We start from the raw sequence: 15867 nt of genomic DNA, 5'->3' as shown, positions 1-15867 counted from the left end.
TTTCAATCAGCCGCCAAACGGGCTGTCCGGCAGCACGGAAACGATTTTCCGCCGGGCAGTCGGGCACGGGAAAACAGGTCGCACGGTCCGATGAACTATTTTGAACAGGGGATGGGAATCGACCAGGCGCCGGGATCGCCCTGCGTGCTGATCATGGAAGACGAATTTATCGTCGCGCTTGACCTGTCGGGCATGGCCGAGGATCTGGGCTTCCGCGTCGACGGCCCCTTCGCCACCCTGGCCGAAGGCACGAGCGCGGTTGCCGTGCACTGCCCCGACGCCGCGATCCTCGATGTCCAGCTGGCCGATGGCGAGGTTTTCCCGCTGGCCGACCTGCTGATGCAACTGGGCGTGCCGATCATCTTCCATTCGGGCCATGCCGACAGCGGCCACCTGCTTGCCCGCTATCCCAGCTCGCGCAGCGCCGGCAAGCCCTGCCCGGCCGAGATCATCGCCCAGCACCTCGTCCAGGCCACCTGGTCCGGCCCCTATGGCAGCGCCATGCAGAAAAGTGCGCCGCGTCTGCCAATTTGATCGCGCGCAAAGAGCCGCCCCGGATCGCGCCCTATTCCGGATGGCGAGACGCGAACTGGCACACGCCCAGCGCGACACCGGCCCGGGTCTCATATGCAAATCTCCCCACCTTCAAAGGCGGCTGCCCTCGGGTAGCCGCCCTTTTTCCGTGGCGCAGGGGCAGGCCGACGGGCACCGCGCGGCAAAGCCCGGCGCGCCGGGCGCCGCCCCATTGCCCGGCCCTGAAGGAAGCGGTCAGACCGCCGAACTGAACCGCCGCTGCGAATCCTGACGATAGGGATCGAACAGCGCGGCGATGGTGCGCGCATAGGGCAGGCCATCGGAACGGATCGCCAGCCAGTCGCCGCGAACCTCCACCAGGCCGCGCTCGGCAAAGGGCGCCAGCGCGCCATGCAACTGGACCAGCCGTTCCTGGCCCACGCGGGCCTCGCCGGCGCAGAGCAGCTGCTCGATGATAAGCCCGGTCGCCTGGTCGGCCGGGCTGCGCGCCACGCCCACCGCGCCCGGCAGCAGATCCTGCGAAAGCAGCATCCGGTAGCGACCGGAATTCTTCTCGTTCTGCACATAGAGATCGGGGAACTGGCTGATCGATGAGGCGCCCAGCCCGATCAGGACCGGCGCCTCGTCCTCGGTGAAGCCCTGGAAATTGCGATGCAGCCGGCCGGCATCGGCGGCCCGCGCGATCGCGTCGCCCGGCAGGGCGAAGTGATCGAACCCGATCGGGCGGTAGCCGACCCCGGTCAATTGCTCCCACCCGTTCCACGCCATGCGGAACCGGTCTTCCTGCCCGGGCAGGGCGCTGGCATCGATCCGCTGCTGGCGAGGGTTGACCTGTGGCACGTGGGCATAGCCGAACAGGGCGATCCGGTCGGCGCCCAGCGTGATCGCGGCCTCCACGCTTTCGGCAAGGTCGGCATCGGTCTGGCCGGGCAGGCCATACATCAGGTCATAGTTGAGCGAGGTGACGCCGGCCCGGCGCAGGAGGTCGGTGCCGGCCTCGATCACCTCGCGCGACTGGACCCGGCCGATCGCGGCCTGGAGCCGGGGCGAAAGGGTCTGCACGCCAAGGCTGGCGCGGGTCACCCCGACATGGCGCAGGACCATGCCCCAGTCCGGCGCGAGCGTGCGCGGGTCAAGCTCGATCGAGATCACCGGGTCGCGCAGCGGCAGGGCCAGGGTCAGCGCATCGATCAGGCGGACGAAATCGAGCGGGCTGATCGCATTGGGACTGCCGCCGCCAAAGGCGATGCGGCGCACCGCCACTTCCCCGTCGGATTCCGCCCCCAGCCGCGCGCCGACCACCGCGATCTCGCGGTGCAGCGCATCGAGGTAGCTGGTCAGCCTTGCCGCGCGGTTGGTCCGGCTGGTGTTGCACCCGCAGTACCAGCAGATTTCCTCGCAGAACGGGATGTGGACATAGAGCGAGACATCGCCCGTCACCCGCCCGAGCGCGGCCGCCTGTTCCGCCCCGCCGACAGCGCCGGAAAACTCGGCGGCGGTGGGGAAGCTGGTGTAGCGCGGCACGGGCCGGGCCAGCAGATCGGGGTGGTATGGCCACATGACGGCTATCTGGTCGAACGGGCTGTCAACGGTCATTGTCACGCATCAATATAAAGCGTGCTATCAATCTGCCGGCAGGTCCTGGCGCCCCTGGCCCTTCTTGCGCGAGCCGGTGTGGCAGCCCTTGGCGCAGCACCCCGGCTGGTCGCCGCCGGGCAGGTCGCTGGCGGGAACCGGCACGGTCACGCTGCGCGCCGCGCCATCGCCGGTGCACAGCGGAATGGCCAGCCCGCGCCCCATGGCCGGGGTCACGTTGAAAGCCGCCGGAACCAGCGCGACCAGGCCGAACAGGGCCGGGTTCTTCAGCCATGAGCTTCGCAGTCCGGTCATGGCAGGCTGTCGCCCTCCTCGTCGATCAGGATGCGGGCCGCCGCGCCGTCCATATCCTCGAACTGGCCGCTACGCAGCGCCCAGAAAAAGGCCGCGAGGCCGAACAGCCCCATGCCGAGCGCGATGGGAATGAGCAGGGCCAGCCCGGTCACGGCAGAAAGATCCCAGTCACGACAGAAAGCTCCCGGTCATCGCGCCGCCCTCGCCAGGCGCAGCGAATTGGCGATGACGATCAGTGACGACAGGCTCATCGCCGCCGCCGCGATCAACGGGGTGACCTTGCCGGCCATGGCCAGCGGAACGGCCAGCACGTTGTAGCCGATGGCCAGCGCGAAGTTCTCGCGGACCACGGCCATGGTCCGCCGCGCCGCCCGCACCGCGCGCGGCAGGGCATCGAGACTGTCGCCCAGGAACACGAAGTCCGCCGCCTGCCGGCCCACGTCGCTGGCCGTGCCCGGCGCGATCGAGGCATCGGCGGCGGCCAGCGCCGGCCCGTCGTTCAGCCCGTCGCCGGCCATCAGCACCTTGCGGCCCGCGCCCTGGAGCCGGGCGATGGCATCGCGCTTGTCGATCGGGCTGGCCGAGGCCTGGGCGGTCAGCCCCGTGGACCGGGCCACTTCGCCCACGGCCACGCCATTGTCGCCCGACAGGATCGAAGCTTCGACGCCAAGCCGCGCGAGATCGGCCAGCGCCTCGTCGGCATCGGGCCGCACCCGGTCGGCAAAGGGGATCAGCCATACCGGCTGGCCGGCGATATCGAGCGCCGTGGCCATGCCGCCCCCGGCGCCCGAACCGGCTGCCGAACCGATCGCGGCGCCAGATCCCTCGCCCGGGCGCCGCAGCGCGGCGGCCTTGCCGGCCCAGGTTCCGCGGATGCCCAGCCCCGGCTCCTCGGCCACGTCGGCCAGGTCCGCCGCCCTGATCCCGCGCGCCGCCAGCGCCTCGACCAGCGCGCGTGACAGCGGATGGCGGCTGTGCGAGGCCAGCGCCAGGGCCACCCCCGCCGCCTGCCCATCCAGCGCATCGAGCACCGCCGGATCGGGCACCGGCCGGCCCAGGGTGAGCGTGCCGGTCTTGTCGAGCAGGGCGCGGTCGACGCCCGCCAGCCGTTCCAGCGCCGAGCCGTCCTTGACCATGATCCCGCGCTTCATCAGCGCCCCGCAGGCCACCACCTGGGCCACCGGCACGGCCAGGCCGAGCGCGCAGGGGCAGGTGATGATCAGCACGGCAATGGCGATCACGAGGCTCTGGTGCAGCCCGGCCCCGGCGATCATCCACCCCGCGAACGACAGCGCCGCCAAGGTATGTACCGCCGGCGCATAGAGCCGCGAGGCCCGGTCGGCGATCCGCACATAGCGTGAGCGCGCTTGCCCGGAAGCGTCCATCAGCTTGGCGATCTCGGCGAGCGTCGTGCCCTGCCCCGCCGCCGTCACCCGCACATCGATCGCGCCATCAAGGTTGAGCGTGCCGGCATGAACCGTGCCGCCAAGGCCCACGGCAACCGGCGCGCTTTCCCCGGTCAGCAGCGAATTGTCGACCCGGCTCAGCCCGCTGACGATCTCGCCGTCGGCCGCCAGGCGCTCGCCGGCGGCAACCCGCATGACCATGCCGGGCACCAGTTCGTGCGCCGCGATCCATTCGACCGATGCATCGCGCCCCACCACCAGCGCGCCGGGCGCGGCCTGGCGCAGCAGCGCGTCCACCCCGGCCCGCGCCTTGTCGCGCATCGCCGCATCGAGCGCGCGGCCGGCCAGCAGGAACAGCAGCAGCATCAAGGTGCCGTCGAACCAGGCGTCGGCCCCGCCGGTCACCGTCTCGTAGAGCGAGAGCACGGTGGCGAGCGTCACGCCGATCGAGATCGGCACGTCCATGTTGGTGCGCCCGTGCTTGAGCGCCCCCCAGGCCGAGGCGAAGAACACCCGCCCCGCATAGGCGATTGCCGGAATGCCGATCGCGGCCGAAAGCCAGTGAAACAGCTCGCGGGTCGCCCCGTCGGCGCCCGACCAGATGCTGACCGACAGCAGCATCACGTTCATCGCGGCAAAGCCCGCCACGCCGAGCGGCGCCAGCAGCGGCTTCACCGCGGAGGGCGGCGGGGCCAGTTCATCGGCGCGCGGCTGGGCGGGAAAGCCCAGCGCGGCCAGGGCATCGACCAGCGCCGGCGTGGTCACCCCCGCATCATGAGCCACGCTCACCTGCCGCGCGGTCAGGTTGACCCGCGCCGCGCTGACGCCGGCCACGGCGCCCAGCCCGCGCTCGACCTTGGCCATGCAGCCCGCGCAATGCATCCCCGGCACGATCAGCACCGTGCGCTCCTGCGCGGCCCGGCTCTCGGCCGCGATGCTCATCCCACCATGTCCTCGGTCCGCCAGCGCTGGCCGCCAGCGCTCACATCCAGCCGGATTCGCCAGCGCCCCGGCGCCAGCGGCTCGACCGAGCGGAAGCCGGCTCCGTCCGGAACGAAGCGCAGTTCATGGTCGGGCGCGCGGCCCAGCGGATGCCAGGCATCGCCGCGCACCGCCGCGCCCGCCGGGGCGCCGGCCAGGGTCACCCGCACGTGGCCATCGCCATCGCGCACCGCCTGCGCCCGCCAGCCCAGCGCATCCTCGCGGCGGGCCTCGTCGAGCCAGCGGTTGAAGTGCTGGCTAGCCACATAGGAATTCTCCACCACCACCCCGGTGAAGGTCGAGGTGGCGAGCCGGGCCATGGTGACGTTGACCGCGATCACCACGCCGAAGAAGGCCACCATGATCAGGGCCATGTGCCGTCCGGTGAAGGGCCGCACGGGCTTGCCGGGATTGCCGCTGCTCATCGGTCGTCTCCTTCGCCGTCATGGCCGCCGCCGGGTGCGTCGAATCGGGTTTCCACCCGGTCGCTGCCGCCCTCCTTGTCCTGCGCGGTCATGGTGAAGGCAATCTCGCCTTCGCCCGTGCCCCTGGGCGCGGACACATAGACCCGCACTGGCTCGATCGTATCGGCAGGCACTTCCTCGGTGAAGTGGCGCGCCGCCTGGTCGCGACCCATGGTGTCGGTCCACATGACCGCGCCGGGCAGGCCTTCAAGCGCGATGGTCATGCGCCGGGGCCGGCCTTCCATGTTCTTGAGCTTGAAGGTCCAGGCATTGCGAACCGAACCGTCGCTCAGCCGCATGAAGGGCGGGTTGCGGTCCTTCTGCACGGCAAGGTCAAGGTGCTGGCGGGCGCCCAGGGCAAACAGCAGGCCGGCACCGATCGCCGACCAGATGCCGAGATAGACCAGGGTGCGCGGGTGCCAGATCAGCTTGAGGTGCGGCGTGGGCGGAGCGCCGGCCTGCTCGCGCGCGGCATCCTCCAGCGTGGCATAGTCGATCAGCCCGCGCGGACGGCCCACCTGGCCCATCACCCGGTCGCAGGCATCGATGCACAGCGCGCAGGTGATGCAGCCGATCTGCGGCCCCTCGCGGATGTCGATCCCGGTGGGGCAGACGGCCACGCACTGGTTGCAATCAATGCAGTCGCCAAACTTGCCGGCCGGATCGGCCTTGGTCGCCTTCACGCTGGCGCGCGGCTCGCCCCGCCAGTCCTTGTAGGTGACCAGCAGGCTCTTCTCGTCGAGCATGGCGGTCTGGATCCGCGGCCAGGGGCACATATAGATGCACACCTGCTCGCGCATGAAGCCGCCGAACCAGAAGGTCACGCCGGTCAGCACGGCCACGGTGGCGTAGGCCACCGGCGCGGCCTGGCCGGCCCAGAATTCGCGCACCAGGCTGGGCGCGTCGGCGAAATACATGATCCAGGCGCCGCCGGTCCAGAACGAGATGGCCAGGTAGATCGACCACTTGAGCCCGCGCTTGGCGACCTTTTCCGGCCCCCAGGGCGCCTTGGCCAGGCGCATCTGGGCATTGCGGTCGCCGTCGATGAACCGGTCGACGTGCTGGAACAGGTCGGTCCACACGGTCTGCGGGCAGGCATAGCCGCACCAGGCCCGGCCCACCGCGCTGGTCACCAGGAACAGCCCGATGCCAGCCATGATCAGCAGCCCGGCCACGAAGTAGAACTCCTGGGGCCAGATCTCGATCGCGAACATATAGAAGCGGCGGTGGGCGAGATCGATCAGCACCGCCTGGTTGGGAGCATAAGGCCCGCGATCCCACCTGAGCCAGGGGGTGGCGTAGTAGATCGTGAGCGTGACGGCCATGATCGCCCACTTGAGGCGGCGGAACTTGCCGTCGATCTGGCGGGGGAAAACAGCCTTGCGCTTTTCATAGAGCCCAGTGGCGACCGGGACTGGGTTACGCATCTTGCATCACCTTCGGTGGTGGGCGGTCCGGCCCCCCCGGTCCGGACCGCCCTGTTCGGGACATGAAGCCCCGTTACTTCGCGGCGGCGCCCGCCGGGGCCGCGGCCGGAGCCGCCGCCACTGGTGCAGCCGGAGCCGGGGCAAACTTCTCGCCGCCGCCCAGCGAGTGGACATAGGCAGCCAGCATCTTGACCGTTACCGGATCGAGGCGCTGCCCCCAGGCAGGCATCACGCCGGCATGGGCATTGGTCACGCTGGCCGCCACATCGGCCTTGGCACCGCCATAGAGCCAGATCTGGTCGGCCAGATTCGGCGCGCCGACCTGGCGCCCGCCCTTGCCGTCGGCCCCGTGGCACACCGCGCAATTGGCCGCGAAAATTGCCGCCCCGCGCCGCGTGGCGGCATTGGCGGCCTGCTCTCCCGACAGCGAACGGACATAGTCGGCCACGTCGCTCACCTGGTCCGGCGGCAGGATGCCATCGCGCCCGAAGCTGGGCATCAGGCTCTGGCGGGTCTGGCCATCGCCGGCGAAACGGATGCCATGGGCGATCGTGGTCTCGATCGTCTTGAGATCGCCGCCCCACAGCCAGTCGTCATCGGCCAGGTTCGGGTAGCCGCGATTGCCCTGCGCCTCGGAGCCGTGGCACTGGACGCAGTTGACCCGGAAGGCGGCCTTGCCGCCGGCCACGGCCTTTTCCATCAGGTCGGGATTGGCCGGAAGCTGCTCGATCGGGGTGGCGGCCAACGCGGCGATCACCGGCCCGCGCGCCTTCTCGGCGGCGGCGGTTTCGGCCGCGAGCGCGCCCCGGCTCGACCAGTTCCACAGCCCGTCGCTGGCCTTGTGGCGGCCCGGGATTGCCGGATAAACCACCACATAGGCGATCGCGAACAGGATCGTCGCGTAGAAGGTCAGCACCCACCAGCGGGGCATCGGATTGTCGAGTTCCTCGATGCCGTCCCACTCGTGGCCGACCGTCTCGACCCCGGTGGCTTCGTCGACTCTTCTGTCAGCCATTGTCTTCATCCCCAAAGATCATCGTCGCGGCGGCGTCGCTGTGTTCGCGCCCGCCGGGGCGGAAGGGCCACAGGCACAGGGCAAGGAACACGACGCCCATGGCGACGAGACCCCAGCTGTCCGCCAGATGGCGCAGGGTGTCGTACTGGTTCACCGGCCGGTCTCCCTGGCGAGATCCTCCTGGGCGGCGGCGGCATTGACGTCGACCATCGTGCCCAGCACCTGGAGATAGGCGACCAGCGCGTCCATCTCGGTCAGGCGGGCAGGATCGCCGTCAAAGTCGCGCGCCTGGGCCTTGGGCCAGCGCTTGGCCAGCTCGGTGGCATCACCCATGCCGGCCTGGGCCTTCATGTCCTCGTCGGCGTGGGCGATCTGGTCCTTCGAGTAAGGGACGCCCACGCGGTAGAGCGCGGTCAGCTCCTTGCCCATCGAACCTTCCACGTCGCTCTCGGAAAGATCGCGGTCCTTGAGGAAGGCATACATCGGCATGACCGATTCCGGCACGACGGCGCGCGGGTCGGTCAGGTGCTGGACGTGCCATTCATCCGAATAGCGCCCGCCCACGCGGGCCAGGTCCGGTCCGGTGCGCTTGGAGCCCCACTGGAAGGGATGGTCGTACATCGATTCCGCGGCGAGACTGTAGTGGCCATAGCGTTCGGTCTCGTCGCGGAACGGGCGGATCATCTGGCTGTGGCACAGGTAGCAGCCCTCGCGAACGTAGATGTCGCGCCCGGCCTGTTCCAGCGGGGTGTAGGGGCGCACCCCCTCCACCTTCTCGATCGTGTTGTCGATCCAGAACAGCGGCGCGATCTCGACGATCCCGCCCACGGTCACCGCCGCGAAGGCGAGAACGCCCAGCAGGGTCACGTTGCGCTCCAGCTTCTTGTGGCCGGCAAAGGGCTCCTTGCGGGGCTTTTCGTTGGTTGCAGAAGTCATTTTCCGAACCCCTTATTCAGCAGCGGCGGCAAAGGCGGGCCGGGCCAGCGGCCGGTCCTTCTCCGCGTCGTAGGCGGCGTCGCGCAGCGGCGCTTCCTCGCGCAGCGGCGAGCCGGCGATGGTCTTCCACACGTTGATCGTCATGATCACCGCGCCCGAGAGGTAGAGCAGGCCGCCAAAGGCGCGCAGCACGTACATCGGGAACATGGCGTGGACCGTCTCGGCGAAGGAATTCACCAGGTAACCGTCGGCGCCGTATTCGCGCCACATCAGGCCCTGCATGATCCCGGCCACCCACATCGAGGCCGCGTAGAACACGATCCCCACGGTCGCGAGCCAGAAGTGCCAGTTGATCATCCGCAGCGAATACATCCGGCTCCTGGCCCACAGGCGCGGCGTCAGGTAGTAGATGCAGGCGAAGGTGATCATCCCGTTCCAGCCCAGCGCGCCGGAGTGGACGTGGCCGATGGTCCAATCAGTGTAGTGCGAGAGCGAGTTGACGCTCTTCACGCTCATCATCGGGCCTTCGAAGGTGCTCATCCCGTAGAACGCCAGGCTGATCACGAACATCCGGATGATCGGATCGGTACGAACCTTGTCCCAGGCGCCGTTGAGCGTCATCAGGCCGTTGATCATCCCGCCCCAGCTCGGCATCCACAGCATGACCGAGAAGACCATGCCCAGGGTCTGCGCCCAGTCGGGCAGCGCCGTGTAGTGGAGGTGGTGCGGACCGGCCCAGATGTAGAGGAAGATCAGCGCCCAGAAGTGGATGATCGACAGCCGGTAGGAGTAGATCGGGCGCTCGGCCTGCTTGGGCACGAAGTAGTACATCATGGCCAGGAAGCCGGCGGTCAGGAAGAAGCCCACCGCGTTGTGGCCATACCACCACTGCACCAGCGCCCCCTGGACGCCCGCCCACAGCGGATAGCTGCGCGCGCCGACGATCGAGACCGGCAGGTTCACGTTGTTGACGATGTGGAGCATCGCCACGGTCAGGATGAACGAGAGGTAGAACCAGTTGGCCACGTAGATGTGCGGCTCGGTGCGCTTGACCAGCGTGCCGACGAAGACCGCGAGATAGGCCACCCAGACGATGGTCAGCCACAGGTCGACGTACCATTCCGGCTCGGCATATTCCTTGCCCTGGGTGATCCCCAGGAGATAGCCGGTGGCCGCCAGCACGATGAACAGCTGGTAGCCCCAGAACACGAATCGGGCGAGGCCGGGGAAGGCCAGCCGCGCCCGGCAGGTGCGCTGGACCACGTAGTACGAGGTCGCGATCAGCGCATTGCCGCCAAAGGCAAAGATGACCGCGCTGGTATGCAGCGGCCGCAGGCGCCCGAAGGTGGTATATTCGAACCCGAGGTTGAGCACGGGGAACGCCAGTTGCAGGGCGATGAACAGCCCCGCGGCAAAGCCCGCCATGCCCCAGAACACGGTGGCGATGACCCCCCACCGGATCGGATCGTCATCGTAGCGGGACTGGTCGTGGACCGGCCCCAGCCCGCGGGCCAGCGCCGAGTAATCGGCCCTGGTCAGCGTGAAATACAGGCCGACGAGGCACGCCGCCGCGACAATGCCCATGTGTATGGCAAAGCCGGTATCAGCAGCGGCGGCGACCGCCAGAATAGCAACAAGCAGCGCAGCCAGCCAGATGCCGGCGCGCCCGGTCAAGGTAACCATGAACCTTCCCTCTCACGTCAAGTGATCCCCGATGCGGTGCATCCGCTCCCGCAGTGCAGCATTGACCGGGATCAAAACAGGCCCCTGCAAAGGTGTGAATGCGACCAAAGTCGTAATTTGCTCTCGATCAATGTGCGGCGCCGTTTTGGGCGCACCCTTGTGTGCGACGCCGCATGAACGGCCTGCGAGGGGCAGGTCGCGGCGCACAGGATGAGGGATATGAAGAAGACCATGCTCACTGCCGCGGCCGCCTTCGCCGCGCTCGCCGTTCCCGCCGCCGCCCATGCCGGCAGCGCCGAGGGCAAGATTCAGGTCAAGCTGCTCGCCACCGGCGTCCTGCCTGATGGCGATATCAGCCGGATCAACAATCCCGGCGTTCTCGCGCTGCCGGCCAATGCCGCGCTGGCCGCCAATCCGCACACCTACGCCAGCGACAATGTCGTGCCGACCGTGGCGATCGAATATTTCTTCACGCCGAACGTGTCGGTGGAAACGATCTGCTGCGTCACCAAGCACCACGTGAACGGCGCCGGCTCGCTCGCCACGACCAACCTGGTGAACAACATCTCGATCATTCCGGCCACGGTCACCGTGAAGTATCACGCGCCGCTCGGCCCGATCAAACCCTACCTCGGCGTGGGTCCGACCCTGTTCCTGGTGCTTGACAGCGAACCGGGCGCCACCGCGGCGACCTTCTCGTCCACGACCAAGCTTTCGAGCGAAGCCGGCGTCGTGGTCCAGGCGGGCGTGGACGTTCCGCTCGGCAGCAGCGGTTACGCGCTCAGCCTCGATGCCAAGAAGTACTGGGTGTCGACCAATGCCCGCTGGTACAATGCGGCCGGCGTCGAACAGCTGTCGACCCGCCACAAGCTCGACCCGTGGGTGCTGAGCGCGGGCGTCGCCTACCGCTTCTGATGGCAAGGGAAACGGGGCGCTGCGAACTTCGGTTCGGAGCGCCCTTTCTCTCGTCATTGGCGTTGCAGTTCAGCCCGCTTCGGCGGCAAGCGCGAACCGGTCGCGGATCAGCACCGCCCGGCGCGAGGGCAGGTCGATCACCCCTTCGGCCTTGAGCCGGGTGAACTGGCGGCTCACCGTCTCGATGGTCAGGCCCAGCACGTCGGCGATCTGCTGGCGCGAAACCGGCAGTTCGAGCAGGATCTCGGCCGGCCCGTCGCTGTCCTCGCACGAGGTTCCGCCGATCCGTTCGCCCATTTCCAGCAGGAAGCTGGCCACCTTCTCGCTGGCCGACTTGCGCCCCAGCAGCAGCATCCAGCGCCGGGTCCGGTCCAGCTCGCCCAGGGTGCGCTGGAGCAGCTTGTGTTCGAGCGCGGGATGTTCGCGCGCGAAACTGTCAAAATCGCGGCGATTGAATACGCAGACCCTGGCCTCGGTCAGCGCGGTCACGCCGTGGCCGGTGGTCTTGCCGAAGGGCCGGCCGATGAAATCCGACGGGAAGACCATGCCCACGATCTGCTCGCGGCCGTCTTCGGTGCCAGTGGAAAGCTTGAGCACGCCGTCGATCACATTGGCGACAAGCACGGAATCGTCGCCCTCCCAGATCAGCGATTCGCCGGGTGCCAGGGTGCGCGTCCGGCCGATGGTATTGAGCGCGCCGATCTCCTGCGAATCAAGCGCGGAGCAGATGGCGCGGTTGCGGACAACGCAGGTATCGCAGGAAGACATGGGGGTCCGATTACCACCGGATCGGTTCCGGGGCAATGACGGCCCGCGCAAACGCGCGAATTCGCTGGCACATCTGGCCGGGCAGCGCCCTGCGCCAGATCAAATCGTCAGATCAGGTCGGCCACCCCGCTCAGCGCCTTTCGCAGGTGGTCGAGCGCCTGGGCCTTCAACTGGTGGACGCGCGGGATCGAGACTTCGAGCACCCCGGCGATCTCCGAGAGGTTGAGCTCCTCCACGAAATAGAGCTGCACCACCAGCTGGAGGCGCTCGGGCAGGGCGGCGATCGCCTCGGCTACCTGGCCGCGCAGTTCGGCATCGCCAAGCTGGTCGAGAATGTCGGCCTGGCCATCGGCGAAGGCCATGTCGCTGTCGGAATAGGCCTCGTCGATCGATTCGAAACGCAGCGGCTCGCTTGAAGCCCTGAGATCCGCCAGCTCGGCGGCGCCGATATTCAGCGCGGCGGCCAGTTCGGCCGGGGTCGGATCGCGCCCCAGCTGGCCGCGCAGCACGTCTTCCCTGGCCCGCAATTGCCGGCGCCGCTCGCTCGCCCCGCGCGAGAGCGGCACCGAGCGGCGGATCAGGTCCACCATGGCCCCGCGCACCCGCATCTTGGCATAGGCGGCAAAGCCGTCCTCGCCCGGGCCGCTGTGCTTCTGGGCGCATTCGGTGAGCGCGACGAGGCCGGCCTGGACCAGGTCCTCCAGCTCGATCCCCGGCCGGCCCGAACCGTGGACGTGCCAGGCCAGGCGCCGGACCATCGGCAGGAACCGCCGGACCCGGTCGGCGACATCGCCGCGATAGGCCGCGGCCGGCCCCGCGCCATAGGCCCGCTGGGCGGAAGTGGCGCCAAACGACTTGTGATCGTGTTTCATGCGGCAAGCTCTTGGGCAAGGGCGCCGCCGGGTTGGGGCAGCGCGGGAGTGGGGGTGTGCGCCGGGTCCTCGCCGATCACGGCAAGCACCTCGATCGGCTGGCTGGGCGGCAGTTCGGAAATCGACAGGACCAGGCACTGCGGCGCGCGCAGGCGCAGCAGTGCGGCCAGCGGCCGGCGCGCGCGCGGCTGGACGATCAGCGCCGGCGGACAGGCGCTTGGCCCGCGCGCGGCGATCAGCTCGGCGATGTGGGCGCCGATGGTGCGGGCGAGATCCGGCTCAATCACCGGCTGGCCGGTCACCGGATCCTGCAGACCCGAGACGATGGCCCCTTCGAGCCGCGCATCCAGCGTCAGCACCGGCAGCCGCTCGTGCGGCGCGCAGATCCGGCCCACGATCATCGCGCCCAGGTCGGCGCGCAGCAGGTCGACCAGCCGGTCGTGCTCCAGGGTCACCTGCACGCCCTGCGACAGGCTCTGGAGGATCGGCACCGGGTGGCCCAGCGGCACGCCCTCTTCCAGCAGGGTCCGCAGCAGGCGGGTCACCGCGGCCAGGGTCAGCGGCGCGGGATAGACCGTCTCGACCAGCCCGGCCGAATGGTCCTTCACCGCATCGAGGATCGCGCGCACCTCGTCCGGCCCCAGCAGCGCCTGCGAGCGTTCGGCCAGGACCTGGTTGAGATGGGTGGCGATGACCGTGGAGGCATCCACCGTCAGGAATCCCTCGGCGATGGCATGGTCGCGCTGGGCCGGGTCGATCCACAGCGCCGGGCAGCCGAAGCTGGGATCGCGCGTCGCCTCGCCCGCCAGGGTGTGGTTGTCGCGCGCCTCGCCGGCATCGATGGCGAGGATCTTCTCGGCGCGCACCGTCGCCTGGCCCAGCGGCACCCCGCCCAGCAGCACGCGATAATCGTGCGGCGGCATATCCAGGCAATCGCGCACACGGAACTGCGGCACGATGAAGCCGAACATCTGCGAAAGCTGCTTCCTGACCCCGGTGATCCGCGAGACCAGCGGCGAGCCGCGCCGATCGTCAACCAGGTGCACCAGGCCATAGCCCAGCTCGATGGTGACCAGCGTGTGGTCGGAAACATCATCCAGCACGATCCGCTGCGGGTCGGCCGGCGGCGCCATGTCCACCACCGGCTCGGGCCGGTCGGCGCGCTGCCTGAGCTTGCGGTAGAGCCAGAAGGCCAGGCCGGCGGCGGGCAGGAACACGGTTTGCGGCATGGCCGGGATCAGGCCGATCCCGCCCAGGATCACCGCCACCGGCAGCCAGGTCGCGGGATTGGCGAACTGGCCGCCGATCTGCCCGGCCAGGTCGCGGCTGTCGGAAACGCGGGTCACGATCACGGCCGCGGCGATCGACAGCAGCAGGGCCGGCACCTGCGCCACCAGCGCATCGCCCACGGCCAGGGTCACGTATTTTTCCGCGGCCTCGCCCGCGCTCAGCCCGTGGCTGATCATGCCCAGCGCGAAGCCGGCGAGGATATTGACCGCCAGGATCAGCAGGGCGGCAATCGCGTCGCCTTTCACGAACTTGGAGGCACCGTCCATCGAACCGTAGAAATCGGCCTCGGTGGCCACCTCGCGGCGGCGGGCCTTGGCCTCGTCGGCGGTGAGCAGGCCGGCGGCAAGGTCGGCGTCGATCGCCATCTGCTTGCCCGGCAGGGCATCAAGGGTGAAGCGCGCCGAAACTTCCGAAACGCGGCCCGCGCCCTTGGTCACCACCACCATGTTGATGATCATGAGGATCATGAACACGAACAGGCCGACCGCGAAATTGCCGCCGATCAGGAAGGCGCCAAAGGATTCGATCACGTGCCCCGCCGCCGCCCCGCCCAGGTGGCCATTGACCAGCACCACGCGGGTGGACGCAACGTTGAGCGAAAGCCGCAGCAGTGTGGCGAACAGCAGCACGCTGGGGAACGAGGAGAAATCCAGCGGCTTGGCCGCGTTCATCGCCGCCATCAGCACCGCCACCGAAAGCGCGATGTTGAGCACGAAGAACACGTCGAGCAGCACCGTGGGCACCGGCACGATCATCAGCCCGATCAGGGTCATGATCCCGGCGGGCAGGGCCACGGCGGAGAGGTTGGAAAGCTTCAGCATCGCCTAGAGCCCCAGCGCCGCCAGCCGGCCATAGGCCGAGCGGACATGGGCCGGCACGGCGCCGTCCTGCCCGCCGCCCAGCGCAAAGGCCTGGCGCAGGGTCTCGGCCATCGACGGGCGCGCGGGTGCTGGCGTCACGGCACTTCCCGCCAGGGCATGGAACTCGCGCGCCACCGGCCCGCCGGCGGGCACGGCGCCGCTCGAAGCGGCGGAAGCCAAGGGGAAGTCGGCGGGCAGGCCATCGCTGCGGCTCATCGCGGCGGCAAACCGCCCCCGCACCAGGCCAAGCACCTCGCCCACCGAGCGCGGTGCCCCGCCCGGCCCATGGAAGATCGCCCGGTTGGCGCCGGCCGCCGCCGGCAGCAGCGCCGCGGCGCTCTGCGAAGGATCGTCGGCCTCGGCCGCAAGCATCCGGGTCGCGCCCTGGACGCCGAGGAAATGGGCAAGATAGAGCTCGGCCCCGTCCGGTTCACGCCCAAGCGCGCCGGAAAGCGCCGCCCGGTTGTCGCCGGCCAGCTCGGCCGCCATCAGCGCCGAGGCCTGGGGATCATCGCGCAGGGCCATGATCTCGGCCCGGCGCGCCGGATCGGCGGCGGCCTGCGCCGCCCAGCCCAGCCCATGCTCGGCCCCGTGCTTTCGCAGGGTATCCAGCCAGGTGCCGCCGAGGAACTGGTAAAGCCCGCGCGCGCTTGAAGAGCCGGCGCGGGCCTGCGGGTTGAGGCCGCTTTCCAGCCGCGCCTGGGCGAGCAGGTAGTCGAAATCAACCCCGGTCGCCTGCGCGGCCTGAGCGATGGCGGCCCGCGTCGTCCGGGTCTGGGTCTGGCCCTGGGTCCGATCGGCCCCGGTAATGGCAGTTCCGCTCAAG

16 protein-coding genes are annotated in these 15867 nt (G+C 69.1%); 2 read left to right on the top strand and 14 right to left on the bottom strand.

The features are described 5' to 3' along the window. Nucleotides 1–90 precede the first annotated feature (90 nt). Nucleotides 91–534, top strand: a complete 444-nt coding sequence (locus ACFOD9_RS14125; protein WP_379510775.1) for a response regulator — start codon at nucleotides 91–93, stop codon at nucleotides 532–534. Between the two features lie 234 nt (nucleotides 535–768). Here ACFOD9_RS14125 and ACFOD9_RS14120 read toward each other — a convergent pair whose 3' ends face one another. From ACFOD9_RS14120 to ccoN, 10 genes are all read right to left on the bottom strand, one after another. Then, nucleotides 769–2130 (bottom strand): radical SAM protein, encoded by a 1362-nt coding sequence (locus ACFOD9_RS14120; RefSeq protein ID WP_379510774.1) that lies wholly within the window; start codon nucleotides 2128–2130, stop codon nucleotides 769–771. A 27-nt stretch (nucleotides 2131–2157) separates the two neighbouring features. Continuing rightward, nucleotides 2158–2424, bottom strand: coding sequence for a hypothetical protein (locus ACFOD9_RS14115; protein ID WP_379510773.1), 267 nt, complete (start codon nucleotides 2422–2424; stop codon nucleotides 2158–2160). Further along, on the bottom strand, nucleotides 2421–2576 hold the full coding sequence (gene ccoS, locus ACFOD9_RS14110; RefSeq protein WP_379510772.1) for a cbb3-type cytochrome oxidase assembly protein CcoS: 156 nt from the start codon (nucleotides 2574–2576) through the stop codon (nucleotides 2421–2423). The genes ACFOD9_RS14115 and ccoS overlap by 4 nt, the downstream gene beginning before the upstream one ends. Before the next feature lie 36 nt (nucleotides 2577–2612). Beyond that, nucleotides 2613–4772 carry a heavy metal translocating P-type ATPase gene (locus ACFOD9_RS14105; protein WP_379510771.1) on the bottom strand — a complete coding sequence of 720 codons (2160 nt, stop codon included), beginning with the start codon at nucleotides 4770–4772 and terminating at the stop codon, nucleotides 2613–2615. Further along, nucleotides 4769–5236 (bottom strand): FixH family protein, encoded by a 468-nt coding sequence (locus tag ACFOD9_RS14100; protein ID WP_379510770.1) that lies wholly within the window; start codon nucleotides 5234–5236, stop codon nucleotides 4769–4771. Before ACFOD9_RS14100 ends, ACFOD9_RS14105 begins: the two co-directional genes overlap by 4 nt. Continuing rightward, nucleotides 5233–6702: a cytochrome c oxidase accessory protein CcoG gene (gene ccoG / locus ACFOD9_RS14095; RefSeq protein ID WP_379510769.1), complete on the bottom strand. Its 1470-nt coding sequence runs from the start codon at nucleotides 6700–6702 to the stop codon at nucleotides 5233–5235. The genes ACFOD9_RS14100 and ccoG overlap by 4 nt, the downstream gene beginning before the upstream one ends. Before the next feature lie 73 nt (nucleotides 6703–6775). After that, entirely contained in the window at nucleotides 6776–7717 is a 942-nt protein-coding gene (gene ccoP, locus ACFOD9_RS14090) for a cytochrome-c oxidase, cbb3-type subunit III (RefSeq protein WP_379510768.1), read from the bottom strand. Then, nucleotides 7710–7871 (bottom strand): cbb3-type cytochrome c oxidase subunit 3, encoded by a 162-nt coding sequence (locus ACFOD9_RS14085; RefSeq protein ID WP_379510767.1) that lies wholly within the window; start codon nucleotides 7869–7871, stop codon nucleotides 7710–7712. The genes ccoP and ACFOD9_RS14085 overlap by 8 nt, the downstream gene beginning before the upstream one ends. Then, on the bottom strand, nucleotides 7868–8653 hold the full coding sequence (ccoO, locus tag ACFOD9_RS14080; RefSeq protein ID WP_379510766.1) for a cytochrome-c oxidase, cbb3-type subunit II: 786 nt from the start codon (nucleotides 8651–8653) through the stop codon (nucleotides 7868–7870). Before ccoO ends, ACFOD9_RS14085 begins: the two co-directional genes overlap by 4 nt. A 12-nt stretch (nucleotides 8654–8665) precedes the next feature. Beyond that, nucleotides 8666–10336: a cytochrome-c oxidase, cbb3-type subunit I gene (ccoN, locus tag ACFOD9_RS14075; RefSeq protein WP_379510765.1), complete on the bottom strand. Its 1671-nt coding sequence runs from the start codon at nucleotides 10334–10336 to the stop codon at nucleotides 8666–8668. Nucleotides 10337–10555: 219 nt separating this feature from the next. Here ccoN and ACFOD9_RS14070 point away from each other — a divergent pair, with 219 nt between their 5' ends. After that, complete coding sequence (locus ACFOD9_RS14070; RefSeq protein ID WP_379510764.1) at nucleotides 10556–11251, top strand: OmpW/AlkL family protein; 696 nt, start codon at nucleotides 10556–10558, stop codon at nucleotides 11249–11251. Between the two features lie 69 nt (nucleotides 11252–11320). Here ACFOD9_RS14070 and ACFOD9_RS14065 read toward each other — a convergent pair whose 3' ends face one another. From ACFOD9_RS14065 to ACFOD9_RS14050, 4 genes are all read right to left on the bottom strand, one after another. Continuing rightward, nucleotides 11321–12019, bottom strand: coding sequence for a Crp/Fnr family transcriptional regulator (locus ACFOD9_RS14065; RefSeq protein ID WP_379510763.1), 699 nt, complete (start codon nucleotides 12017–12019; stop codon nucleotides 11321–11323). A 107-nt stretch (nucleotides 12020–12126) separates the two neighbouring features. Further along, on the bottom strand, nucleotides 12127–12891 hold the full coding sequence (locus tag ACFOD9_RS14060; RefSeq protein WP_379510762.1) for a sigma-70 family RNA polymerase sigma factor: 765 nt from the start codon (nucleotides 12889–12891) through the stop codon (nucleotides 12127–12129). Then, complete coding sequence (locus ACFOD9_RS14055; RefSeq protein ID WP_379510761.1) at nucleotides 12888–15002, bottom strand: flagellar biosynthesis protein FlhA; 2115 nt, start codon at nucleotides 15000–15002, stop codon at nucleotides 12888–12890. The genes ACFOD9_RS14060 and ACFOD9_RS14055 overlap by 4 nt, the downstream gene beginning before the upstream one ends. 3 nt (nucleotides 15003–15005) lie before the next feature. Next, nucleotides 15006–15866, bottom strand: a complete 861-nt coding sequence (locus tag ACFOD9_RS14050) for a lytic transglycosylase domain-containing protein (RefSeq protein WP_379510760.1) — start codon at nucleotides 15864–15866, stop codon at nucleotides 15006–15008. Between the last annotated feature and the right edge of the window lies 1 nt (nucleotide 15867).

The sequence above is a fragment of the Novosphingobium bradum genome (assembly GCF_042646485.1).
Lineage (GTDB): Bacteria > Pseudomonadota > Alphaproteobacteria > Sphingomonadales > Sphingomonadaceae > Novosphingobium > Novosphingobium bradum.
The sequence above is the reverse complement of the archived record's forward strand: the minus strand, read 5'-3'. Positions and strand labels throughout refer to the sequence as shown.